The sequence below is a fragment of the Bacillus sp. LNXM65 genome, assembly GCF_002998575.1.
GTDB lineage: Bacteria > Bacillota > Bacilli > Bacillales > Bacillaceae > Bacillus.
The window spans coordinates 411,537-434,439 of sequence record NZ_PVRB01000002.1; the positions used below are offsets into that span (position 1 = coordinate 411,537).

Here is a 22,903-nt window from a genome sequence, read left to right on the forward strand (position 1 = left end):
TCATCATACATATTATTGGTGCGATTGCGCAAAATAAAAAGAAAAATGATTTCGTGTGTATATATTTTTTGAAAAGTGTTCAGAATGTTGCTGAGGTGATGAAAAATGAGAGAGGAAGAAAAGAAACGTACTTCCAAAATCACAAAATTTCAGCAATTTTTCCGTAAGCGCTGGGTATTCCCTGCTATTTACTTGGTCAGCGCAGCGGTCGTGTTAACAGCTGTTCTTTGGTACCAAGCTGTATCAAAAGATGTGAAAGACCAACTATCTGATGGAAATCAAACAGGGCAAGAACAGCGTGATGATGCCGTTGAAGTTGGAAAGCCAATTGAAAATGTTGCAATGCCGGTCCAGAATTCTGATAATGTTTCTGTCGTGAAAAAGTTCTATGAAGCAGATGCTGATCAAAAAGAAAAAGAAGCAGCACTTGTAAACTATAATAACACCTATACCTTGAGCAAAGGTATTGATCTTGCAGATAAAGATGGCAAAGTGTTTGATGTCACAGCTGCTCTTAGTGGAACAGTGGTTCAAGCGAAAAAAGATCCAGTTCTCGGTCACGTCGTTGAAATTGAACATGAAGATGGATTATCGACTGTTTATCAATCGTTGTCACAAGTGAGTGTCAAAGAAGGCGATGAAGTTAAGCAGAATGATGTCATCGGTGCTTCTGGTAAAAATCTTTATGGTGCTGAAAGCGGCAACCATGTGCATTTTGAAATTCGTATGGAAGGTTTAGCGCTTAATCCACTTAGCTTCATTGACAAGCCTGTTTCGACTATTGAAAAGGCCGCGCAAGAAGTGACGGAAGAAGCAAAAGAACCTGCTCAGCCAAAAGCTGATGAAAAAACGAAGGAACCTGCTGGTGAAGATAAGGCCAAAGAGCCTGCTGGAGAAAAATCTGAAGAAAAGTCTGATGAGAAGGGGAAATCCTCTGATCAAGAAAAGTCTTCTGATTCCTCTAAAGACAGCAGTCAATCTGAAGAAACAAAACAATCTTAAAGCCTTGCAACCTCTGTGTATGAATTATGCAGAGGTTTTTTTCTGTCTTAAAAAAATCCCCCGCACTTGGCGGAGGATGGTTTATAGGGCGGCAGGTCCTTCTTCACCTGTCCGAATGTTGATTGTATTTTCTATCTCATATATAAAAATTTTCCCATCCCCTGGTTCGCCTGTACGAAGTACCTTTTGAGCTGTTTCTACGACCAGTTCGACAGGTACTTTGCTTAGGACGATTTCAATCTTTAATCGTTCGTACACATTGCTTTCCTTTTTGACGCCGCGGTATAGCTCTGTATGTCCCTTTTGTAGGCCGCAGCCGTGCACATTCGAAAAGGTAATTGAGGTGACACCAATCTTTCCAAGCTCCACCTTTAATGTTTCAAAATTGGCTGGACGTGTGACAATCTCCACTTTATACATTTTGCTCATCGAGACACCCCTTTTTCTTTAATCTTGATAGGCTTTTTCACCATGCATGGTTAAATCAAGGCCCACTGATTCTTCTTCTTCGGTTGCACGAAGCTTGAAGAAGAGATTGACCACTTTGATGATCACGTATGTCACAACGGCTACAAAGGCGTAGGTGGCAACAATAGCGACTACTTGCTTCCAAAGTAAGCTGGCATCTCCGTAAAATAAGCCATTGGCTCCGCCGTCATTGACAGAGGTTGTTGCGAAAAGTCCAGTTGCAATACCTCCCCAAGTCCCGCCAATTCCGTGAAGCCCGAATGCATCCAGTGCATCATCATAGCCAAATTTGGCTTTGAGTGAGAAGACTCCCCAGAAACACACGATCCCGCCGATGATTCCGATGATAATAGAAGCAAATGGGGTGACAAAACCTGCGGCAGGTGTAATCGCGACAAGACCTGCGATGGCTCCAGAAATCGCGCCGAGCATGGTCGGCTTTTTGTTGATCATCCACTCTACTAACAGCCAGCCGATGATTCCTGCAGCAGCAGCTGTATTAGTGTTAATAAAGGCATACATCGCGACACTGTCTAATGTAAGGGCACTTCCAACGTTAAAGCCAAACCATCCAAACCAAATGACAGCTCCGCCAAGAAGGGTGTAGATCAAATTATGAGGAGAAGAGTTTGCTGCTTCTTTACGCTTCCCGAGCACAATCGCCACGACTAGACCCGCAACACCAGATGAAATGTGAACCACGTTTCCTCCAGCGAAGTCAAGTGCACCCATTTCGCCAATCCAACCGCCGCCCCATACCCAGTGTGCGACTGGCGCGTATACAAATGTGACCCAAAGGAGTGTAAACACGACGACCGCTGAGTAGCGAATTCGTTCAGCAAAGGCACCTGAGATGATGGCTGTTGTTAAGACGGCAAAGGTCATTTGGAACATCATGAACAATGAATGTGGAATGGTCTCACTGTAGGAACCAGGTTCAAAGCCAACGCCTTTTAGTCCAATCCAGTCTAAGCCTCCGATCCATGCATTGCCTGGCGCAAAAGCCAAGGAATAGCCAAACATGATCCATACGATGGAGACGATTGCTAGTGAAGTTAAGCTGTGCATGGTTGTGCTTAAGACGTTTTTACTTCTCACGAGTCCTCCGTAGAATAAGGCTAAACCCGGTGTCATTAACCACACGAGTAGTGCGCAGAAGAACATAAATACTGTATCACCCATTTGCATGCTGCATTCCCCCTGAATCATTCAGAATTAATTGATTTCTTAATTCTTCATTATAGAGAGAAAAGTCATATATAACATAACCGTGTAAGTTAATCTTACATGGTTTTTGGTTATATTCAATATAAATGGATGAAAAGTTCGTAAAAAAAGAGAAAAAACGTGCATTGAGCACGAAAAATAAAGGGCGTTTGACCTATAAAATGGAGCTGAGAAACAGCTTGGTTCGTTCCTCTTGAGGAGAATCGAACAATTCTGATGGGATGCCTTCTTCGACGATGCGGCCTTCGTGCATATAGACGACACGATCGGCGACTTCTTTCGCAAAGCCCATTTCATGTGTGACAATGACCATCGTCATGCCTTCTTTTGCGAGACTTTTCATTGTTTGCAGTACCTCGCCTACAAGCTCTGGATCGAGGGCCGACGTAGGTTCGTCAAATAACATGACATCTGGCTTCATGGCGAGAGCTCTTGCAATGGCCACACGCTGCTTTTGACCACCTGATAATTTAGAAGGATATACGTTGGCCTTATCCGCAAGTCCGACCTTTTCCAACAGGACGTTGGCTTCTGATACAGCTTGAGCCTTTTTTGTTTTTCTCACCATGACAGGCGCTTCGATGATGTTTTCAAGCACAGTTTTATGCGGGAAGAGATTAAAATGCTGAAACACCATGCCTATTTTTTGCCTCATCTCGTTTAATTGATCTCGTTTTGGATGTACTGGATTCCCATCAATGATGATCTGGCCATCATTTTTTATTTCTAAAAAGTTCATACAGCGGAGCAAGGTGCTTTTTCCAGAGCCACTGGCTCCAATTAAGACGACCACATCATTTTCATAAACAGTGAGATCGATATCCTTTAAAACATGCAGTTCTCCGAAGTGTTTATTGAGTTTTTCAACACGAATGAGTTCCTTTGATTCTGTCATGTTTCTCCTCCTAATGGTCACTGACTGATAATTTCTTCTCAAAGGTTTGGACAGCAAATGTTAACAGCAGGACAAGAACTAAGTAATAGACGGCTACAACAAGTAAATAGGTCATATTGTCAAAGCTGTTTGAGCCTTGGGTCGTGGCGACGTTAAATAGTTCATTGACGCTGATAAAGGCGGCGAGTGATGAATCTTTTAAGCCGATAATGAACTGGTTGCCAAGAGGGGGGAGGGCGCGCCGCATCGCTTGCGGGAGAATGATGCGTCTCATTGTTAGAAAACGTCCCATGCCAAGAGAGCGTCCAGCCTCTTTTTGCCCATGATCGATTGATTGGATGGCACCTCTGAATATTTCTGCTATATACGCTCCGTTATGAAAGGCGAGCGCAATGGAAGCAGCCCAGAAGTCGGGGATATTTAATTCGGTCAGTCCAAAATATAGGATGAAAATTTGAACAATCAGTGGTGTTCCGCGTACAAGGAAGATATAGGCGTTGGCGATATAACCGAAGACAGCCACGCGTGATATTTTCAATAAAGCAAAGAAGAGTCCGATGAACATGCCGATGAAGATGCTGATCACAGTGAGCTGTAAGGTGAGCAGCATTCCTTCTAAAAAAATACCTCTAGAATCAATCAGCGTCTGAAAAAAATGTGATAGAGTAGGCAAAACAATCATCTCCATTTGAAGAAAGTGCGCCTAAGAAAGGCGCACAATCGTGGTTTTAATTTTGTTTGACCGTGATGTCTTCGTCAAAGTATTTCTCGCTAATTTGTCTTAATGTTCCGTCTTTTTTTAGTGCGTCAATCGCATCGTTGATCTCTTCTATGAGCTGTTTATTTTCTTTTGATACAGCGATTGCCTGCTCGCTTTGTCCGAGTCTTTCCTGCGCTTCGATTTTTAATTTTTTCTTCATGGCTTCTGCACCTGTGGCGAAATCCGTCACGACTGCATCGTGTTTTCCGTTGGCTAGTGCTTCTAAAGCGACTACATCACTGTCGTAATATTTTGGTTCCTGCCCGCTATGTTCCTTTGCAATATCAGCGTAGGACGAGCCTTTTGATACAGCGATTTCTTTGTCTTTTAAGTCATCAGCATGTTGAATGTCTGCTCCAGGTCTTGTGAAAATTTGCGGACCAGAGTAGTAATAGGGCTTAGATAAAAGGACGTGTTTTTTTCGTTCCTCATTGATGGTATGACTTGCAACTGCCGCATCAAATTTTCCTGCTTTCACACCTTCGACGATGCCTGCGAATTTATATTTTTTCTGTATAGGCTCGAGGCCTAGTTTGTCACTAATCGCATTGCCTACATCGATATCAAAGCCTGACATCTGATTTCCATCCATGTAACTAAACGGGTGAAATTCACCTGATGCTGCAAATATAAATTTTCCATCCTCCAAAATTGGCGACCCTTTCGCTGTAGAATTACGTTTATCTCCGTTCCCATTTGTTTCATTTGAACCACACGAAGACAGAAGTAATACTGCAACCGAGAAAAGGGCTGGGACCCAAAACCGTCTTTTTTTAATAATAAGCTTCTCCTCCTTTTCAGCCGTTCTCCATATAAGGAGAAAGTAGGCTTTTAAATATGTGTAGCATCTTACCATTTGTTCCTCATATTCTCAATTTTATATGTGTTTTTCCAACACTCGCCCTTTTTAAAATGTATGTCTTGCTTTTCCGAGAGAGAACTTGAATTGATTAGGGTAAAAAAGGGAAATGAATCTCATAATAACGGAAGGATTGGCAAAAAACATGCCAGATCACAAAAAGGGGGTCGGTGTATGAACAAGTGGAGAGACAGCCGAAAGGTTTTTTTAACTGCTATTGCCTTTGGAACGATGTTAAATCCACTGAATTCCTCGATGATTTCTTTGGCCTTGCATCAAATTCAGCATGAATTCGGTTTGTCATTTACGACTGTATCTTGGCTTATTTCGTCTTTTTATTTAGCAAGTGCGGTGACGCAGCCGGTGAGCGGCCGGATTGGGGATCATGTGATGAGCCGGAGAACATTATTTTTATTCGGGCTAGGTCTTGTGGCGGTGTCAGCCATCTGTGCGCCGTTTGCCCCAACGTTTGCAGTGCTGATTGTGATCCGGCTGCTGCAGGCGATTGGGAGCAGTGCCATTTATCCTTCTGGTGTCGGACTCATTCGGGATCATATTCAGGAAAAGCAGGCTTCGGCGTTAGCGGTATTGTCCATTTTTGCTTCGGCGATGACGGCACTTGGACCGACGCTTGGCGGCTTTTTGATGACAATCGGCGGCTGGCCGGCTATCTTTTTAGTGAACCTGCCTTTTATTTTGATCAGCTTCTTTCTTGGACTAACTTTGTTTCCAAAGGAGCAGAAAAAGAGAAAGCTTCGTCTAGGTGAAACGGTACGGAAGCTCGATTTGCCAGGGATGCTTCTTTTTACAGTTTGTATTGTCCTTCTGCTTTCGTTTTTATTATCACTAGGTGATGGGATTCAATATGTACAGGGGATTCTTTGTCTCGTGAGTGCAGGCGCTTTTATCTGGTGGGAGTATCAGGTGGATGAACCGTTTATTCAAATTCGAATGTTCAGACAGGAGCAGCGGCTGTCACTTGTGTATGTGCAATTTATCATTTTAAATATATTTTTCTATTGTCTTTTCTTTGGTTTGCCGAGCTATTTCCAGGATGAATTAGGCTGGCGTGTGGAAATGACGGGTCTTTTTATGCTGTGCATGTCTGGGGTGAGCATCATTGTGTCGCCGCTAACAGGAAAGTGGGTGGACCGCGGGGATGAACGTCATCCAGTATTAGCCAGTGCGGTATTGATGCTGGCTGGAGCGTCTGCGATGACCTTCTTTTTTATTCCGGCACCATTATGGGGAAAAGGGGTGGTTCTAGCGCTGCTTGGACTGAGTTACGGGATTGGGAATGTTGCGCTGCAAGCTGCGATGCTCAAGGCAAGTCCTCAGCATATGATTGGCACGTCCTCTGGGCTTTTTCAAACATGCCGTTACCTTGGTTCCATTCTGTCGTCTGCTGTCCTCGGTATGCTGTTTGGGGATGAAATTGCTGGTCCTCATTTTGAGCAGTTAGGCTGGACGTTGATCATGATTTCCCTTACCGGCATCGGTGTCAGTCTTTATTTTTCGAACAAGGTCAGAGGAGGACAGCCAATAAAAAAAGCGGCGCGATAAGTGGAAGAAGATTCTTCATCACATTATCGCAAGCCGCTTAAGAGTTAGACAGGTCAGAGCCCTGATCCTTTTGCTTCCTTCTGAATATTTTCCCTACAATTGTCTCATAGAAAGTGACAATGCGGTCAATTGGAGAGTCAAAGAACTTCCATAATTTATTCATGATAAAGACAACCACGATCGATACGACTAAGCTGCCTAAGACATCTAATGGATAATGGTGACCGACCCAGATGCGGGAGAATCCTGTGAGTAATCCAAAGACGAGCAAGATGTTGCCAAGCTTTTTATTACGAGATCGAATGGCAAGTGAAAGAGCCAGTGCACCTGTTGTATGGTCACTTGGGAAGGAAGCGTCTGCTGAGTGCGGAATGAGTGTGTCGACTTTATGCGCCACAAACGGTCGCTCCTCATAATGAAACAGTGTAATCGCAAAATTGACGATAAGTGCCGCGATACCCGTTACACCCGAAAAGAAGACATGCTTCTTAAATTTGTGATTACCTAAAAACCAGCAAATCAATAAGACAAGGGCATACACAAGAATGGCCTTTTTCGTAATGAAAATCATGGCCTGATCTAAAAACTCAGAATGATGAGCCATCCCGTGTATGACTTTAAACAATTCGTAATTCAAAACATCACCTATACCTTCGCTTAATGCCAACTATTTTTCAAATAATCGTCTATTTGAAATATCCTATATTTTAGCATGTTTCCGATGAAGTTTAAAATAGTATCCTATTCTGATAGGGAGACCTTCTGTGCTTTTGCTTCTTGGGGCTTTCGTTCGCTCCAATAAAAAACAATCATACTGAGCAAGACAACAATACCTGCAATGAGATATACATTTGAAAAGTCGGTGAAGCTGACAAGAAGACCAAATACAAATGAGCCAGCAGCAATCCCCGTATCATATAAAGTGAAGAAAGTAGCCGTCGCATAGCCTGTACGGTGAGCTGGTGAGTGCTGAATGGCAAGTGTTTGTAAACATGGTACTAGCGATCCATAGCCAAGTCCAATGACACCACCTGATAAAAGAAGCATTGTAGCTGAATGTGTAGCTGTCAGCATCCATAAACCAATCGCAAAAAGAGCGATCGAAGGATAGATCACAATGTGAGGTCCTACTCGGTCAAAAAGTCTGCCTGTAAAAGGACGTGATCCAAGCATGGCTGCCGCAAACACAATAAAGAAATAACTGCTTGCCCCCATCAAGTGAAGGGAATTGGCATAGACTGAAATAAATGAAATGATCGGCGAATAACAGAAGGAAATAATGATGCCGACTGCCGCTGTTTTTAATGCACCTTTTTCAAACAGGTGGGAAAAAGTAAATCGAAAGACGACACTACCCCCATCTTCAAGCTCTGGCTGTCTGATCAGCATCGTAAAAGCGGCACCGATGGTAACGATAATGGAAAAGAGAAGGAATAAGGAATGGAATCCTACTTTTCCTACTTGATTCAATGCAATAAATGGACCGATAACCACAGCAAGGTTCATGGACATGACAAAGTAGCCGAGTCCTTCCCCGCGTTTATGTTTCGGGATCATATCTGCCGCAATGGCACTGGCTACTGTCGTCAAAATGCTAAAAAAGATGCCCTGCACGAAACGCAGCATGAGAAGCGTATGGAATTGATCAATCGGAATGTATAAATAAGTGAGTAAGGCAAATGCCGTTGACGAGAAAATCGCCATCCGTTTTTTGCCGAATTTCTCAATAATGGCTCCAGAAAACGGTCTTGTCACAATAGCAGACAATAAGAAAACCGTCACAAGAAGGCCACCCTGTGATTCTGTTCCATTTAGTTCATCCATTGTGTAAATAGGCAGCAAGGTCAAAAGGGCATAAAAAGAGGTGAACGTAAATAAATTCACCAGGACAATCATGATAAAGTCTCTTGTCCAAATGCGTTCGTTCATGATGTATGTCACTTCCTATTCAGTTGATAATTTGTGTAAAAGTGTATGGAGGAGTTGTTTTTCTTCGTGGGTGAAATCTGAAAGACATTCTTCTTCAAATTGTTCCATCGTACGTTTGATTTCTTCAAATCGGGCCTTAGCATCATCTGTCATCACGATCAGATTTTCACGTTTGTCTTTTCCTTGTACACGTTTCACCCAGCCATTAGCTTCTAGACGGGTTACGGTTCGGGTAATGGTTGGGGCTTCGACGTTCAAATATGTCCAAATGTCTTTTTGGGTTTTCGGGCCGAATGTATCCAAACAAAAAAGTACAGTCCATTGGGACATGTACAAGTCATAAGCAACAAGCGCTTCGTTCGCCTTTTTAGACAGCAACCTGGCGCTTTGGTGTATTTGATGTAAACACTCTCTATTTAACGTATCCATATGCTCACCTTTTTTAAATATTTAGCTAGGTAAATAAAATCACCTTTCCTATTTTACGTGCTCGACCCATTCTTGTAAAGTGAAAATTTTCGCCACTCGAAATGATTGCATTTTCTGATAAATCCCTTGTCCCATCTTCATTTTTAGCATATTCCCTATGCAATGCTAATACACTGTTACAAACCTGACAAAGAGAGTGTTTGAGGTGAGGGATCGTGTTTGGCATTTACTACCTAATGGATGAGAAATTAAGACGAACAAGCGCCCCTGAAAATGGATAATATTGATACGGATCTCATTTCACACTTCTCACATCCATTTTAGGGAGGTCGAGTGGTGTGCACGATTACATCAAAGAGCGAACAATCAAGATAGGAAAGTATATCGTGGAGACAAAGAAAACCGTTCGTGTAATTGCGAAAGAATTTGGAGTCTCTAAAAGTACTGTACACAAGGATCTAACAGAAAGACTGCCAGAAATTAATCCAGATCTGGCTAATGAAGTGAAGGAGATACTGGATTATCATAAATCAATCCGCCACTTGCGAGGAGGAGAAGCCACTAAATTAAAGTATAAAAAAGAAGAAATTTTAGAAGGCGAGCCTGTGAAACAGTAAGCTTAGTTCTTTGTTCATAAACATGACATATATATCTTCCTCATATCGGTAGTTTCTAACCACAAATTTTGTAAAGACTTTTGTAAAGAAATATCTTTTTTTCTGCAAATTATGATAGAATATATAATTAGGGCAGAATGTGGTATTTGCTATGGAAACAGATTTTCAAGGAGGATATATATAGATGTTTGCTAGGGATATTGGAATTGATCTTGGTACTGCCAATGTACTGATTCATGTCAAAGGAAAAGGAATTGTGTTAAATGAACCATCTGTTGTAGCTCTTGACAAAAACAGCGGGAAAGTTTTGGCTGTTGGAGAAGAGGCTAGACGTATGGTTGGACGTACGCCTGGGAATATTGTTGCGATTCGTCCATTAAAAGATGGCGTAATCGCTGATTTTGAAGTAACTGAAGCGATGCTCAAGCATTTTATTAATTCATTAAATGTGAAAGGGCTGTTCTCTAAGCCGCGTATGCTCATCTGCTGCCCGACAAACATTACATCTGTTGAGCAGAAGGCGATCAAAGAAGCTGCTGAAAAAAGCGGCGGTAAGCATGTATTTCTTGAAGAAGAGCCAAAAGTAGCAGCTATTGGTGCTGGTATGGATATTTTTCAGCCAAGTGGAAACATGGTCGTAGATATTGGAGGCGGAACGACAGATATCGCTGTCATCTCAATGGGTGACATTGTAACCGCCTCTTCTATTAAAATGGCTGGAGACAAATTTGATCTGGAAATTCTCAACTACATTAAAAAAGAGTACAAGCTGTTGATCGGTGAACGCACGGCTGAGGATATTAAGATCCAAGTTGCAACGGTATTCCCAGACGCACGTCACGAAGAGATTTCAATTCGTGGACGAGACATGGTGACAGGATTACCAAGAACGATTACCGTCACAAGCAAAGAAGTAGAAGAAGCATTGCGTGAATCTGTATCTGCGATTGTTCAGGCTGCGAAGCAAGTTCTTGAGAGAACACCGCCTGAATTATCAGCTGATATTATTGATCGCGGCGTCATCATTACAGGTGGCGGAGCTCTTCTAAACGGGCTTGATCAATTGCTTGCAGAAGAGCTGAAAGTACCAGTTTTCGTTGCCGAGAATCCGATGGATTGTGTAGCTGTTGGTACTGGCGTCATGCTTGATAATATGGACAAGCTGCCAAAGCGTAAACTCAGCTAATGATGTCCCTCATTCTTTTTCGAAAGAATGGGGGATTTTTATTAAAGAACCCTGCAAATATGCCGATATATTTCATAGAAGATTGTGTTTAGGTCATGTGAAAGAATTTTAATGAGGTGAGCACGTGTTAAAAGGACTATACACCGCAACATCTGCCATGATCGCTCAAGAGCGGCGGACAGAAATGCTTTCAAATAATATCGCAAATGCGAATACGCCAGGATATAAAGCGGATGAGGGGACCATGCGGGCATTTCCAGAAATGCTGCTAAGCCGAATGGAGTCAGGACGTTTTCAAACTTCCTCAGGAAAAGGTTTTAGTGTTCCGCAGCAAACGCCGATTGGCGGCATTAATACGGGAACATATATGCAGGAACTAATCCCTCAATTTACACAAGGAACTTTAAAAACAACAGATCAAACAACGGATGTAGCACTAGTCGAAAATAATGTGCCGATCAATCCGGAGACCAATCAGAAATCAGCGCTCTTTTATGCGGTCAATACCCCAGAAGGCGTTCGTTATACGAAAAGCAGCTCAATTACAATGAACGCACAAAATCAGTTGACTATCAATGGGCGTGCCCTTCTTTCTGTGACAGGTCAGCCAATCACGGTTCAGAGTGAGAATTTCAAAGTGAACGCAGATGGAACTGTGAGTGAAAATGGACAAAATCTCGGGCAAATTGATGTACGTGTTGCGATGGATACAAGGAACTTAGCGAGAGAAGGAAATGATTTATACCGTACAGCTGATAACCAGCCCCTGCCAAGCGCAGTCAATAACGGTCAAATGTCCTATACGTTAAGTCAAGGTGTATCGGAGCTGTCGAACGTGGATGTGACAAAATCATATACAGAAATGACAACCGCCTATCGAGCATTTGAAACAAACCAAAAAGTGGTTCAGGCGTATGATAAAAGCTTAGAAAAAGCAGTAAATGAAATTGGCAGAGTGTACTAATCAAGAAATGACAAAGAAAGGAGGATTCTCATGCTTAGAACGATGATCAATGCAGCTGTATCAATGAACGAAGTGCAAAAGCAGCTTGATATTATCAGTAATAACATCGCGAACAGTGAAACAACAGGGTACCGTGCGAAAAATACCCGTTTCTCAGAGCTGATCAGACAACAGTTCAACCAGGTGGATGAAAAAAATGCGCAGGTGGCAAACAGTCGTCTGACACCTGATGGACTAAGGCTTGGTACGGGTACGATGGTCAATGCGTCCATTAACTCGCTGCAAGGCTCGATTAAAGAAACAGGCCGTGATCTTGATGTTGCATTTGGAGCGCCATCTCAGTATATGCAGGTCAATGTCGGCGGTAATATTCGTTATACAAGAGATGGTTCTCTTTACTTACAGCCAGGCAATAATCGTAATCAAGTGCAGCTTGTCACTAGCGAAGGCCATCCGATTCTTGATGAAAACGGAAATGAAATCGTCTTAAATGCGAATTTCCGTGATATTTCAATTGATAAAAATGGACGTCTGACAGCCATTTCAAGAGATAATCAACCGAATCAGCAAGTGAATCTAGGTGTTGTACAAGTCAATAACTCTTCAGCACTTGTCTCTGAAGGAGATAATTTGTTCTCAGTTGACGGTACTTATCAAGGTGCATTAACGGCACTAAATGGAGCAAACCGCCAAGCGATTCAACTTCAGCAAGGTGCACTTGAAACGTCGAATGTGGACATGTCTAAAGAATTAACAGATCTCATGACAACACAGCGCTCCTATCAGATGAACTCAAGAACGATTACGATGGGTGATCAGATGCTTGGATTAGTGAATACAATTCGATAATGAGCAGGTTGACATCAGCCTCTCATGATAAAAAAGGCGGCTCGCTCAAAGTCGCCCTTTTTTTTATAAAAATCTGAGACATCGGCAAGCAGATCCTCAAGATCAATCCAAGCTTCTTTTCGTTCAAGACATGTGACGAGCCTTGCGATCTGCTCATCTGCCTTTGGCGTTTGGCTGTAGAGAAGAAATAAGATTTGGAACTTGATTCTTAAAATATCAAACTGAGAAACAACGGCTTCTTTTAATCCTTTTTGAATATACTTCATTCCTTCATCGGTTAAATTTTCTTTATAACAAGAACGCACCGTTTCGTAGAGGCACGATATATAGGAGTGTGCGGACTTCCGGTATGCTGGGAGACGAAGTGCTTTTTTAAAGTATTCCAGCGCTTTCTTGTGACGATTTTGTCTCGACTGAATAAAGCCAGCGTCATAATAAACGATACCGAGCAATTCTTGATCATCAATGATTTTCACGTATTCGATGATCTCAATAAAAATAGCTTCTGCTTCCTCATATTTTTTTTGATCGCTATAATTAAGGCCGAGCACAATTTTACAACGATAGAGGCTATGATCATCCCCATGCTTTGCAAAGATATCCATGGCTTTTTGAACATGACGAATTGATAACAACGAATAGCGGTTGTTATAATAAACACCACTTGTTCGGAAATGGAACTCTGCTTCCTCCAGCTCATCGTTAAGGAATGACAGGCGTTCTTCCGCCTTTTCGAGATAGTAGATCGCATCATTTTGATCGCTGTTTAAAGCTTCGTAGAGCCCTAGAAAGAAGTGAAAGTAATAGGCCAGTTCTTCGTTCATATCATCTTTGTGCTGCATCAGTTCATGTTTGATTTTTTCTAGGTCCTCTGTCTGATTCATCCAGAGCTGATGGCGAAAAAGCATCAGCTGATAATGTAAATAGAGTTCCTGTTTTTTTGATATTTTACGTTTATGCTTTAATAGAGTTGTTTTGATTTCTTCAGCCTTCGAAAAATGTCGATGCTTCAGCATTGTATACCACGAATGGAGAAGTTTTTTAATGGATTTATCACTCATAAAATTCATTTTTACCCTCTTATTCAATCAATGATGTAATATATATTACCATATTTGTGAAAAAACAATGAGTGTAGTGTGGATTATATTTGATGACAATAGGTAATGATATATTCTATTTTTTACCATATATGCAGAGCGGACGTTGAAAAATACGAGCATTCATAATATACTTCTATAGGAATCAAATGAAGATCATCGATATAGAAAAAAGGAGAGATCAAGATATGCTTGATGCTCAGCAAATTCAAGACATTATTCCACACCGTTATCCATTCTTATTGGTCGACCGTATTTTAGAGGTTGAGGGAGAGAAAAGAGCGGTTGGGATTAAAAATGTCACAGTGAACGAAGAATTTTTTAATGGTCATTTCCCAGGATACCCAGTCATGCCGGGTGTGCTTATTGTAGAAGCACTTGCACAGGTGTTTGGGGTGATTATGTTAGGTAAAGAAGAAAACAAAGGGAAAATTGGTTTGTTTGCAGGAATTGACGGCTGCCGTTTCAAAAGACAGGTGAAGCCTGGCGATCAGCTTCGTTTAGAGGTAGAAGTGACGCGTCTCCGAGGTCCGGTTGCAAAAGGAAAAGCAGTAGCTACAGTAGATGGCGAAGTTGCATGTGAAGCAGAACTAACATTTTCTATCGGTCCTAAAGTATCATGATTTGCCTGGCGGTTCATCAAGGATGAATCGCTTTTTATATGGAAACGACCAGCCTGAACGGATCAGGACTTGCATTTTTGACAAAAAAACGTCATATTAGACAAAAAAAGATGAAGGTGATAAAAGATGCTGAAAGAATTTAGAGAATTTGCAGTCAAGGGAAATGTCATTGACTTGGCTGTAGGTGTCATCATTGGGGGAGCATTTGGCAAAATTGTCACTTCTCTTGTGAATGATTTGATCATGCCGCTCGTCGGTATTATTATTGGGGGACATGATTTTAGCAGTCTATCTATTAAGATCGGATCTGCTCAAATTTTATATGGGAGCTTCATTCAAACAGTGATTGATTTCTTGATTATCTCGTTTTCCATTTTTATCTTTATTCGTTATTTGAATAAATTAAAACGGAAAAAGGTAGAGGAAGAAGAGGTTGTAGAAACGCCGGATCAAACGGAAGTTTTACTAACTGAAATTAGAGATCTATTGAAAAATCAAAGCCAATCGAAAGATGTGCAATAGAAAAAGAGCGGCTAATCCCGCTCTTTTTTATGTGTTTTGTTTAAATGCATCCAGCAGTTTTTCTCCGGAAAGCCCCTCTTTGACGAGGTCTTTTAGTACTTCTTCGGTTTCTGTTCTGTAACGGTTTGTAATCATTTTACCATCGAGCAGCACAGAAATGTTTTCTTCTAAAGCAACAATGTTTTTGACTTGGACAGATAGATGAACAGGGCGGTTGTTTTCTTTTGTGATCGTCACAAGAATCTTCACTTCAGTGTGCTGCTGAAAAAGCACCTCAAACACCTGTCTATGTTTCTTTGGAATGAGTGCCTCGATCATCCAGTGATTTTCACCATCTTCTTTATTAATGATTAAACCGTCACGAAGGGGAATGCTGGACATTTTATCTTGCTTTGGATCAAGTTCGATTTTTAAATCAATCAGCCTAAAGGTTTTCATATTTATCACCTCACAAGCGTTCATTATTCGTAAGTATTATTATAGCATACAACATCTGTATAAATGAAACCGCTGCCTGCTTAGAACGAGCTGTATATGAGTGAAAGGAGATGTTTTATGGAGTCCTATCAATTGCGAAACATACATATTGGCGAGGAGAAGGCAAAGAGCACAATGCGCGTTTATTCGTGGGGAGACATTCTTTCATTTTGTGATGTGTACATGGAAGAAGGCGAGTCACTCACGTTTCAATACGTCACCGAGGATCAAATGGACTGCTTTGAATTTCAATTGTCGATTCATGACGGGCAGCTTTGTTTTTATTGGTTTGCGTGGGACGGTTCTGATTATATTCACATGCCTTCTAGTAATTGGATTCATTCAGACGTTTTTTATCAATTTATGAAAAATAAGTTTTTCATCAAACAAAACAAGATGATGTTTTATACTCAAGCAGTAAAAAACAGAAATTAAAGAGGAAATAGAGAATTTGAGAGATCATTTTGTCATTTTCATGTTTTGTCACATACGACCTTTCTCAGTAGACTAAGGGCAGTTGAAAGGAAAGGAGGTACGGTCTGAAACAAAAGGTAACGTCTAGCATCTGACAGCCCCCCTCTAGCTAAAGCTGATAGACGCTGCCTTGTGCATAAGAACACTGCGTAATAGAACCATAGCTTCTTTGTATAGGTCATGTGTCCCCTGTAAATCCCCTTGTGTGTATCCGGTCATGTAGCGTGGCCGGGTACCCTTTTATTCACTGATAAACCGATCACCTCTTGCAAATAGTGGATACTCATTTCATAATGATGATGGATTTTATCAGCGGTATGATAGCCGAAAATGGAGACAAAAAGGAGAGAACGATGACAAACATTCAATTGATCGCAACGGATTTAGATGGAACTTTATTGAACAGTGAACACAAAGTGAGTCGGGAAAATGAGCAGGCATTAAAGGAAGCAGCGGCGAATGGAATGGAAGTTGTCGTTTCAACAGGAAGAGCGTATTTTGATGTGAGGTCTATTTTTGATCAGCTTGGTATGAATACATGGGTGATTAGTGCCAATGGAGCTGTGATTCATGATCCGGCTGGACAAGTGTACCATTCAGCTGTTTTACACGAAGAAAAGGCCAAACTTATATTGTCATGGCTTGAAGAACGTGACTATTATTATGAAGTTTTTACAAACGAAGCCATTTTCACACCGAATCGCGGCAGAGAGCTTCTTGCGATTGAAATGGACCGCTTAAAAAGTGCTAATCCAAAAACGGATCGAAATATTTTAAAACAAGCGGCAGAAGTTCAATACAGTCAGTCAGGTTTTTCTTATATTGATACATATAAAGAATTGTTCCGTGAGGATCAAAAGCTTTCATTCTACAATATCTTAGGTTTCTCTTTCTTTGAAGACAGATTGAAGGCAGGATGGGATATGTTTGGTGATGATTCAGATGTCACAATGGTTAGTTCAGCCGATCATAACTTTGAAATTGGTTCAAAGGAAGCATCTAAAGGGCAGGCATTAACAAGGCTGGCAGAACGACTTGGTATTCCTTTAAGCCAGACAGCGGCTGTAGGAGACAGTTTAAATGACGAATCGATGCTTCTAGCAGCTGGTGTTGGGGTTGCGATGGGCAATGCGAGACAGGATATGAAGGAAATCGCTGATCATGTCACGTTAACAAATGATGAACATGGTGTGGCGCATATGATTCGACACCTTTTGAAATAGATGAATCGGATGTCGTTGTATAAATCACATAGGATAAAGCGCATTCTACAAAAGAGGAATTCAGAACTACTTCTATTTACACCTGATGTGGAACATCATATAATTTAATTATGAACATAACCCGCTTGTAAGAAATTAAGGAGAGTAAACGAATGGCGCTGGAATCTTATAAGTCCGAAAATCTGCATTTAATCAAGGAAGCCTTAGATTATACTCAGGTTGGCCTGACGGTGACGGACCCGTCTTTACCTGATAATCCTTTAATATATGTGAACAAGGGCTTTTTAGATATGACAGGCTATCAAGAACCCGAGGTATTGGGGAAGAATTGTCGTTTCCTTCAAGGAAATGAAACCGAGCAAATCGCTCTCAATCAAATTAGAACAGCTATTGAGAACAAAGAGGCTGTCACTGTTCAGCTGAAAAATTATAAAAAATCTGGACAGATGTTTTGGAATGAGTTAAGTGTGGCTCCTCTTTGGATTGACGAAAATGAAGGAAAACGTCTTTATTTCGTTGGTCTGCAAAAAGATGTCACGAAAGAGAAGGAACAGCAGGAGCTTCTTGAGCAATCGATTGATGAAGTGCTGAATATTTCTGTTCCAATTGTTCCTGTGAAAGATGGTATTTCTGTGTTACCGATCATTGGTACGTTAACAGCGCCAAGATTTCATAAAATTATCTCAACAGTCTCCACCTATATCTCTCAATCCAAGGACGATTATTTTATTGTCGATCTGTCTGGTTTATTAGAAGTGGATTCATTTGTGGCAGATGCAATTTTTAAGCTGAACGATTTAATTTTAATGACTGGTACTGAACTCATTGTGACAGGAATTAAACCGAATCTTGCGATGAAAATGGGAGAAATGAGAGAGGACTTCCGTGAATTGAATACGTATATGAACGTGAAATCTGCATTGAAAAAGCTGCACATTTAACCTATGTTCATATGAAATGAAAAAAGAGGACTTTTCATCATGTTTGAGAAAAGTCCTCTTTTTGCTGGGATTAAGATGATTGAGCGGCCGCACTTAATGTGAATAAATCTTCTAGTTCGTTCGTCGATAGCTCAGTAATCCAACTTTCACTTTGGATAATTTGATCATTTAACGTTTGTTTTGTTTCGAGCATTTGATCGATTTTTTCCTCAATCGTGCCCGTTGTGATCATCTTATGGACGTGAACAAATCGTTTTTGTCCGATCCGATAAGCACGGTCTGTCGCTTGGTTTTCCACAGCAGGATTCCACCATCTGTCGTAGTGAATGACATGGTTTGCGGCAGTTAGGTTAAGTCCTGTTCCTCCTGCTTTTAAAGAGAGAATTAAGATGTTGAATTCTTTCTTCTGGAAGCGATCCACCATTTTATCCCGCTCCTGTTTTGACAGGCTGCCATTTAAAAATTGAACTGGTTCTCCAAACATCTTTTCCGCCAGCTGCTTGATCATGTTCCCCATTCCAATATACTGCGTAAAGATGAGGCAGCTTTCTCCTTGCTCATGTATTGCTTTTAATAGCTCTGCGAGTTTATCCATTTTTAATGAACGTTTCAGCAGTTTCACATCTGTTCCACTCTCTTTTAAATAGAGAGCCGGGTGATCGCAAATCTGTTTGAGTCTGCCAAGCATACTTAAAATAATGGCTTTCCGCTGCATTCCTGTTAACGAAGCCATGTGTTCGAATGTATCCTTCACGAGCTGTTCATATAAAGAAGCCTGCTCAGCGGATAGCGGAATGAATTCTTTTTCTTCGAGTTTCTCAGGCAGGTTCAGGGCGACCTCTTCGTCTTGCTTTGTTCTTCTTAATAGGAAGGGCTTTATCAGCTGCTGCAGCTGTTCAATTCTTTTTTCATCACGGTCTTTTTCAATCGGCAGGACGAACTTCTTATGAAAGCTCGTCAGGCTGCCGAGATATCCTTTGTTGACGAAGTCGAAAATGGACCAAAGCTCTGTCAAACGGTTTTCCATAGGTGTCCCGCTAAGGGCAATATGATGCTGCCCTTTGAGCTGTCTGATCGCTCTCGATTGTTTCGTATGGGCGTTTTTGATGTTTTGGGCTTCGTCTAAACAAATCGTATCCCACTTTGCTGACGTTAATTCATCACGATCAGAATGTGAGAGTCCATAAGACGTCAGGACAATATCTGTTGACTCGTATGCCTTTGTAAAGTGTTCCCCTTGAGGGCGCGATGGCCCGTAATGCAGAGCGACATTCAAATGTGGTGCGAAGGTTTCAAGCTCTCGCTGCCAGTTTCCTAAAACAGAGGTCGGCGCAATGATGAGAGATGGAGCGGCATTTTGCTTCTGCTCTTTCAGATATGTGAAATACGCAATCATTTGAATCGTTTTTCCAAGGCCCATATCATCTGCTAAACAAGCCCCGAATCCATGAGATCTTAAAAATAACAGCCAGTTGACACCATGCTGCTGATACGGCCTTAGTGTGCCTTTGAAGGACTCACTCATTTCGTAGGAAGGCAGCTCATGCGTATCATTTAACTGATGGACAAGTCCTCTTAATTGAGACGAAAGTTCAAATTGAATATGTGCAAATGCTGAGCTGTCTAGCAGTTCTGGTATCGATTCAGAGGATGCTTCTTGATCTGCCAGCTCGCGTGACAAAATATCAGACATGTGCAGCCCTTCATTTTCGGCGCGCTCCATCCATTTTTTCATTTGCTGGATGAAGGTTGGATCGATTTTGATCCATTGCCCTCGAATGTTGACAAGGCGCCGTTTACTTTGGACAAGCTCGTTGAACTCATCTTCTGTCAGTTCGATGCCGTTTGTAGCAAAGCGCCAATTAAAGTCCATCAAGGCATCCATTCCGACATGCGACTCGCCTCGCGGGGTAGAGGAAATCCTTGCTTTTAGCATCATGGTGCTTTCTTTGACGATTTGCCACCACGATGGGAGCAGGATCTCAATGCCCATATTCACAAGTGTTTCACTTGCTTCAGACAGGAAGAGCCATGCTTCGTCTTCTGACATGAGCGTGGTGCCAGATGTGAAAGAGAGCCAAGGTACAATTTGACTGAATCGCTCCAGCTCTCTTGAGATTTTATCTTGATACGGATGCCAAGACCTTTTCAATGAACGGATACCCTCAAAAAAGTGAAGGTCGCTGTTTTTCTTATCACGCAAAAACAATTCGATTTTCCAATCATCTCCGTCGAAATCCGGTTCATTTAAGCGCAAGCCGACAGTGAAAGGCGTCTCGTCATCAATCCAGCCAATCGTCTCCAAGAAATCCTGCTCATCTAAAAAGTGTCCTTGGAAGGATGAGAGCGCAGGCGATTGTGCTGTCATGCGGTTCCATTTGTGCTGCAAGGCATCATCATATTGAATGTAATCCTGTACGGCAAAGGAGAACCAATCAGCCGTATAGCCATCTAATAGTCCTTCTTTGTCTTTAAACCGAAGCACACCTTCTGTCCACGCCTCGTAATCGGGAATGAAATCTTCGTCCTCGATGAATTCGTAAATGGTGGAGGCTGTCTTCATCAGTGGTTCCGTTTCATCCGTTAATGTCACATGACTAAAGGTATTAAATGAATTTTTTCCTAACAATTCAACGGTCATCCAAGGGCTTAACAGGAAGGCAGGTGTGCCAATAAAGCTCACATCTTCTAAAAATGTTCCGTAAAAAGACGATTCGTGCCATTGGAAAAGCTGCCTCTTCATTTCATTAAGTGGAACAGGGTGTCCGTCCTCTGCTTGCGCTGAAATGGTGAAAGAGAAATCTTCTGTTTGTTCTGCATGAATGACAATTTGTTTATGGCGTGTCATCAATTAATTTTCCTTTCTTCATTTCCTCTTGGAACGCACGCAGCCGTTTCGTTGAATCCTGCAGCTGCTTGACATATCTTTCCCAAATCGCGGTTTTTTTCGTTTTATGATAAAGGGAGCGCAGTTTTTTTAGCATTTTCACAGATTCTCGATAAGCACTTCGATTCTTTTGATCGAGAAGCAGTGAGATTTCACGGTGGTACGATGGAATGAGCGCTTCAGGCTCCTCTTTTGCAATTTGTTTGATCAGATCCTTCTCCAGTTCACTGATGGAGAAACCAACAAGGCTGTGAATCTCAATCCATTCTGCATAACGCTGCTGTGCATATAATAGCTGACTATATTCAGTAAACGCATAGGGCATGCAGATTTGGAGGTAGCGTTCATATAAATGATGATCCTTCGTCTGCTTAAAGTATGCGTCTAAATAAAAGAAGAAATCACTGACGGCTCCTCGCAGTTCTCTATAGGAAAGGTCGAGCTGGCAATATTCCTCTAAAATATAGGTGATCTCATGATACCAGAGCTTGAGCCGCTTCCAGTCCTTGCGGTTTGTGAGATCCTTCAGCCAATTGAGCACATTTGGCAGCATATCTGCATTGAGCAGCTGTAATTGCTGAAAGAGGCTTTCGTCTTCTTTCTGTAAATAATCCATGTGCATCAGCCCGATGGTACGTTCAACCGTTTGTTCTTGCTGCTGAGCGTTCTTCAGTAATTCTGTTTCTTTTTTAACCCATTTCCCTCTATTTAATATGGTGCCCCAAATCTCCATAAAGACCGCTACTCGTTCATGCTGGAAAGGTCCGTTTATTTGAAGAAGTGCCCGAACGGCAGTTGGTGTGTTTTCAAGAAACGGATCGAGGGAAAAGGAAAGGGCGTATGTCTTCAAGTGATCCACTGAATCGAAAATGGTGTTCATGAGCTGTTCTACATATGGATTCATGGAATAAAAATCCTTCTCGGCATCAAGCCGGTCGAGGTCGATCAATTGATGAATCCTTAACCACACATCGATTGAGGTATGAATCGCATACAAACTCTTGAATTCAGGTGAATGAGGTGCGTGTTTTTTTAGGATTGATAAATAGCCGTAATACAAATGCTGCGGTGTTTGCTGGTGCTTTGGTGTCCGTTTCAGCCAGAGGTTAAATTCCTCTTGGAAAAAATTCAGCCAGCTTTGGAGTGATTGTTCGTCTGGGCGCTTCACTTGGAAGTGCTGGCGAATCAATTCTTTGCTACGTTGTAATTCATCCTTTTCTGACCAATTTTCTGTAAATCCGGTCACACTCTCTACTTGAGCGTATAGCGAAAAGAAGACAGCGAGAATGTGTTTACAAAGTCCATCTGCCGGACATGAGCAGCTGCTTCTCACAGGAAACAGCACATGAAGGTGGACTCTTGCTGCCACGACATCATGTACATAAGCTGACCATTCCGTATCAGATTCTTGCTTGAGACGATATACACTGTCCTGTCTATAAGTAATCAATGCTTTTTTGATGAGTTGTTTGTTTTCATCTGTTGCAGGAAGAAGTTCTTTGAGCTGTTCGGCTGTTTGTTTGATTTCTTCTTCGTTGATGTTGTGCTGAAGCATTTGATCCGCTCCTAACCAAGTAAAAGATTCCAATTCTTTTATTATAGCTCAATGGTGATTTATAAAAAAGTTTTTCATGAAAATGGTCATAAATTTCAAAAGCTGTCGAATGATGTATTAGAGTATTGCATAAACCAACCATACAGCATATAATAATGAAATTAGTGGAATCGAAAGGATACAGACATGGACAATAAGGGTTTAAATCAAGAAGAGTTTTTAAAAATTTTGATGTACGCTCATGATATTGGTGAGAATTCAAATGATGTCACCACAAAAGAAATGCTTGAAAATCTGATTGCTCATATTCGAAATGGTCTTGTTTCATAAAAGTGACCCCCTGCTAGTGATGG

General features: G+C 41.6%; 24 protein-coding genes. 12 read left to right on the plus strand and 12 right to left on the minus strand.

Annotation, left to right across the window (positions count from 1 at the left end; all coding sequences use genetic code 11):
• Positions 1–105: 105 nt before the first annotated feature.
• Positions 106–1,002, plus strand: coding sequence for a stage II sporulation protein SpoIIQ (spoIIQ, locus tag C6Y03_RS05695; RefSeq protein WP_106038983.1), 897 nt, complete (start codon positions 106–108; stop codon positions 1,000–1,002).
• Positions 1,003–1,083: 81 nt separating this feature from the next.
• Here the strand turns inward: spoIIQ and C6Y03_RS05700 are convergent, their stop codons facing one another.
• The 5 genes from C6Y03_RS05700 to C6Y03_RS05725 form a co-directional block, all read right to left on the minus strand.
• Positions 1,084–1,431, minus strand: a complete 348-nt coding sequence (locus C6Y03_RS05700) for a P-II family nitrogen regulator (protein ID WP_034660252.1) — start codon at positions 1,429–1,431, stop codon at positions 1,084–1,086.
• Positions 1,432–1,449: 18 nt separating this feature from the next.
• Positions 1,450–2,658: an ammonium transporter gene (locus C6Y03_RS05705; protein ID WP_066031626.1), complete on the minus strand. Its 1,209-nt coding sequence runs from the start codon at positions 2,656–2,658 to the stop codon at positions 1,450–1,452.
• A gap of 193 nt (positions 2,659–2,851) precedes the next feature.
• Positions 2,852–3,592, minus strand: coding sequence for an amino acid ABC transporter ATP-binding protein (locus C6Y03_RS05715; RefSeq protein ID WP_106038984.1), 741 nt, complete (start codon positions 3,590–3,592; stop codon positions 2,852–2,854).
• Positions 3,593–3,602: 10 nt separating this feature from the next.
• Positions 3,603–4,280 carry an amino acid ABC transporter permease gene (locus C6Y03_RS05720; protein ID WP_106038985.1) on the minus strand — a complete coding sequence of 226 codons (678 nt, stop codon included), beginning with the start codon at positions 4,278–4,280 and terminating at the stop codon, positions 3,603–3,605.
• 40 nt (positions 4,281–4,320) lie between these two features.
• The gene (locus tag C6Y03_RS05725; RefSeq protein WP_066031628.1) at positions 4,321–5,208 is read right to left on the minus strand and encodes a transporter substrate-binding domain-containing protein; all 888 of its coding nucleotides are present in this window, start codon (positions 5,206–5,208) and stop codon (positions 4,321–4,323) included.
• Positions 5,209–5,385: 177 nt separating this feature from the next.
• Between C6Y03_RS05725 and C6Y03_RS05730 the strand changes: the two genes are divergently transcribed.
• The gene (locus C6Y03_RS05730; protein ID WP_106038986.1) at positions 5,386–6,774 is read left to right on the plus strand and encodes an MFS transporter; all 1,389 of its coding nucleotides are present in this window, start codon (positions 5,386–5,388) and stop codon (positions 6,772–6,774) included.
• A gap of 37 nt (positions 6,775–6,811) precedes the next feature.
• On the opposite strand, the gene C6Y03_RS05735 is transcribed toward C6Y03_RS05730, so the two are convergent.
• The 3 genes from C6Y03_RS05735 to C6Y03_RS05745 all read right to left on the minus strand — a co-directional run bounded on the left by C6Y03_RS05735 (position 6,812) and on the right by C6Y03_RS05745 (position 9,132).
• Positions 6,812–7,411 carry an undecaprenyl-diphosphatase gene (locus C6Y03_RS05735; protein WP_034660243.1) on the minus strand — a complete coding sequence of 200 codons (600 nt, stop codon included), beginning with the start codon at positions 7,409–7,411 and terminating at the stop codon, positions 6,812–6,814.
• Between the two features lie 104 nt (positions 7,412–7,515).
• Entirely contained in the window at positions 7,516–8,703 is a 1,188-nt protein-coding gene (locus C6Y03_RS05740) for an MFS transporter (RefSeq protein ID WP_060597471.1), read from the minus strand.
• 15 nt (positions 8,704–8,718) lie between these two features.
• Complete coding sequence (locus C6Y03_RS05745; protein WP_060597470.1) at positions 8,719–9,132, minus strand: MarR family winged helix-turn-helix transcriptional regulator; 414 nt, start codon at positions 9,130–9,132, stop codon at positions 8,719–8,721.
• 338 nt (positions 9,133–9,470) lie between these two features.
• Here C6Y03_RS05745 and spoIIID point away from each other — a divergent pair, with 338 nt between their 5' ends.
• The 4 genes from spoIIID to C6Y03_RS05765 all read left to right on the plus strand — a co-directional run bounded on the left by spoIIID (position 9,471) and on the right by C6Y03_RS05765 (position 12,748).
• A complete protein-coding gene (gene spoIIID / locus C6Y03_RS05750; RefSeq protein ID WP_008343327.1) occupies positions 9,471–9,749 on the plus strand; it encodes a sporulation transcriptional regulator SpoIIID in 279 nt (92 codons plus the stop codon).
• A 184-nt stretch (positions 9,750–9,933) separates the two neighbouring features.
• Positions 9,934–10,935, plus strand: a complete 1,002-nt coding sequence (mbl, locus tag C6Y03_RS05755) for a cell shape-determining protein Mbl (protein ID WP_012011515.1) — start codon at positions 9,934–9,936, stop codon at positions 10,933–10,935.
• 124 nt (positions 10,936–11,059) lie between these two features.
• Positions 11,060–11,899, plus strand: coding sequence for a flagellar hook-basal body protein (locus tag C6Y03_RS05760; RefSeq protein WP_003215293.1), 840 nt, complete (start codon positions 11,060–11,062; stop codon positions 11,897–11,899).
• Positions 11,900–11,929: 30 nt separating this feature from the next.
• On the plus strand, positions 11,930–12,748 hold the full coding sequence (locus C6Y03_RS05765; RefSeq protein WP_003215031.1) for a flagellar hook-basal body protein: 819 nt from the start codon (positions 11,930–11,932) through the stop codon (positions 12,746–12,748).
• Positions 12,749–12,762: 14 nt separating this feature from the next.
• On the opposite strand, the gene C6Y03_RS05770 is transcribed toward C6Y03_RS05765, so the two are convergent.
• Positions 12,763–13,818: a tetratricopeptide repeat protein gene (locus C6Y03_RS05770; RefSeq protein WP_106038987.1), complete on the minus strand. Its 1,056-nt coding sequence runs from the start codon at positions 13,816–13,818 to the stop codon at positions 12,763–12,765.
• Between the two features lie 218 nt (positions 13,819–14,036).
• Between C6Y03_RS05770 and fabZ the strand changes: the two genes are divergently transcribed.
• Entirely contained in the window at positions 14,037–14,471 is a 435-nt protein-coding gene (fabZ, locus tag C6Y03_RS05775) for a 3-hydroxyacyl-ACP dehydratase FabZ (RefSeq protein WP_012011512.1), read from the plus strand.
• Positions 14,472–14,597: 126 nt separating this feature from the next.
• Positions 14,598–14,993 carry a large conductance mechanosensitive channel protein MscL gene (gene mscL / locus C6Y03_RS05780; RefSeq protein WP_034660234.1) on the plus strand — a complete coding sequence of 132 codons (396 nt, stop codon included), beginning with the start codon at positions 14,598–14,600 and terminating at the stop codon, positions 14,991–14,993.
• A gap of 27 nt (positions 14,994–15,020) precedes the next feature.
• Here mscL and C6Y03_RS05785 read toward each other — a convergent pair whose 3' ends face one another.
• Positions 15,021–15,431, minus strand: coding sequence for a YwpF-like family protein (locus C6Y03_RS05785; protein ID WP_003215215.1), 411 nt, complete (start codon positions 15,429–15,431; stop codon positions 15,021–15,023).
• A gap of 117 nt (positions 15,432–15,548) precedes the next feature.
• On the opposite strand from C6Y03_RS05785, the gene C6Y03_RS05790 reads away from it, so the two are divergent.
• The 3 genes from C6Y03_RS05790 to ytvA all read left to right on the plus strand — a co-directional run bounded on the left by C6Y03_RS05790 (position 15,549) and on the right by ytvA (position 18,108).
• Positions 15,549–15,905 (plus strand): hypothetical protein, encoded by a 357-nt coding sequence (locus C6Y03_RS05790; protein ID WP_034660233.1) that lies wholly within the window; start codon positions 15,549–15,551, stop codon positions 15,903–15,905.
• Between the two features lie 401 nt (positions 15,906–16,306).
• Positions 16,307–17,167 (plus strand): Cof-type HAD-IIB family hydrolase, encoded by an 861-nt coding sequence (locus C6Y03_RS05795; protein ID WP_223260734.1) that lies wholly within the window; start codon positions 16,307–16,309, stop codon positions 17,165–17,167.
• A gap of 152 nt (positions 17,168–17,319) precedes the next feature.
• Positions 17,320–18,108, plus strand: a complete 789-nt coding sequence (ytvA, locus tag C6Y03_RS05800) for a YtvA family blue-light photoreceptor (RefSeq protein WP_034660232.1) — start codon at positions 17,320–17,322, stop codon at positions 18,106–18,108.
• A gap of 70 nt (positions 18,109–18,178) precedes the next feature.
• Here the strand turns inward: ytvA and C6Y03_RS05805 are convergent, their stop codons facing one another.
• Both C6Y03_RS05805 and C6Y03_RS05810 read right to left on the minus strand, forming a co-directional pair.
• The gene (locus tag C6Y03_RS05805; protein WP_034660231.1) at positions 18,179–20,956 is read right to left on the minus strand and encodes a DEAD/DEAH box helicase; all 2,778 of its coding nucleotides are present in this window, start codon (positions 20,954–20,956) and stop codon (positions 18,179–18,181) included.
• The gene (locus C6Y03_RS05810) at positions 20,943–22,550 is read right to left on the minus strand and encodes an SWIM zinc finger family protein (protein ID WP_106038988.1); all 1,608 of its coding nucleotides are present in this window, start codon (positions 22,548–22,550) and stop codon (positions 20,943–20,945) included. The genes C6Y03_RS05805 and C6Y03_RS05810 overlap by 14 nt, the downstream gene beginning before the upstream one ends.
• A 186-nt stretch (positions 22,551–22,736) precedes the next feature.
• Between C6Y03_RS05810 and C6Y03_RS19135 the strand changes: the two genes are divergently transcribed.
• A complete protein-coding gene (locus tag C6Y03_RS19135; RefSeq protein ID WP_003214884.1) occupies positions 22,737–22,880 on the plus strand; it encodes a YwzD family small protein in 144 nt (47 codons plus the stop codon).
• The last annotated feature ends 23 nt before the right edge of the window (positions 22,881–22,903 follow it).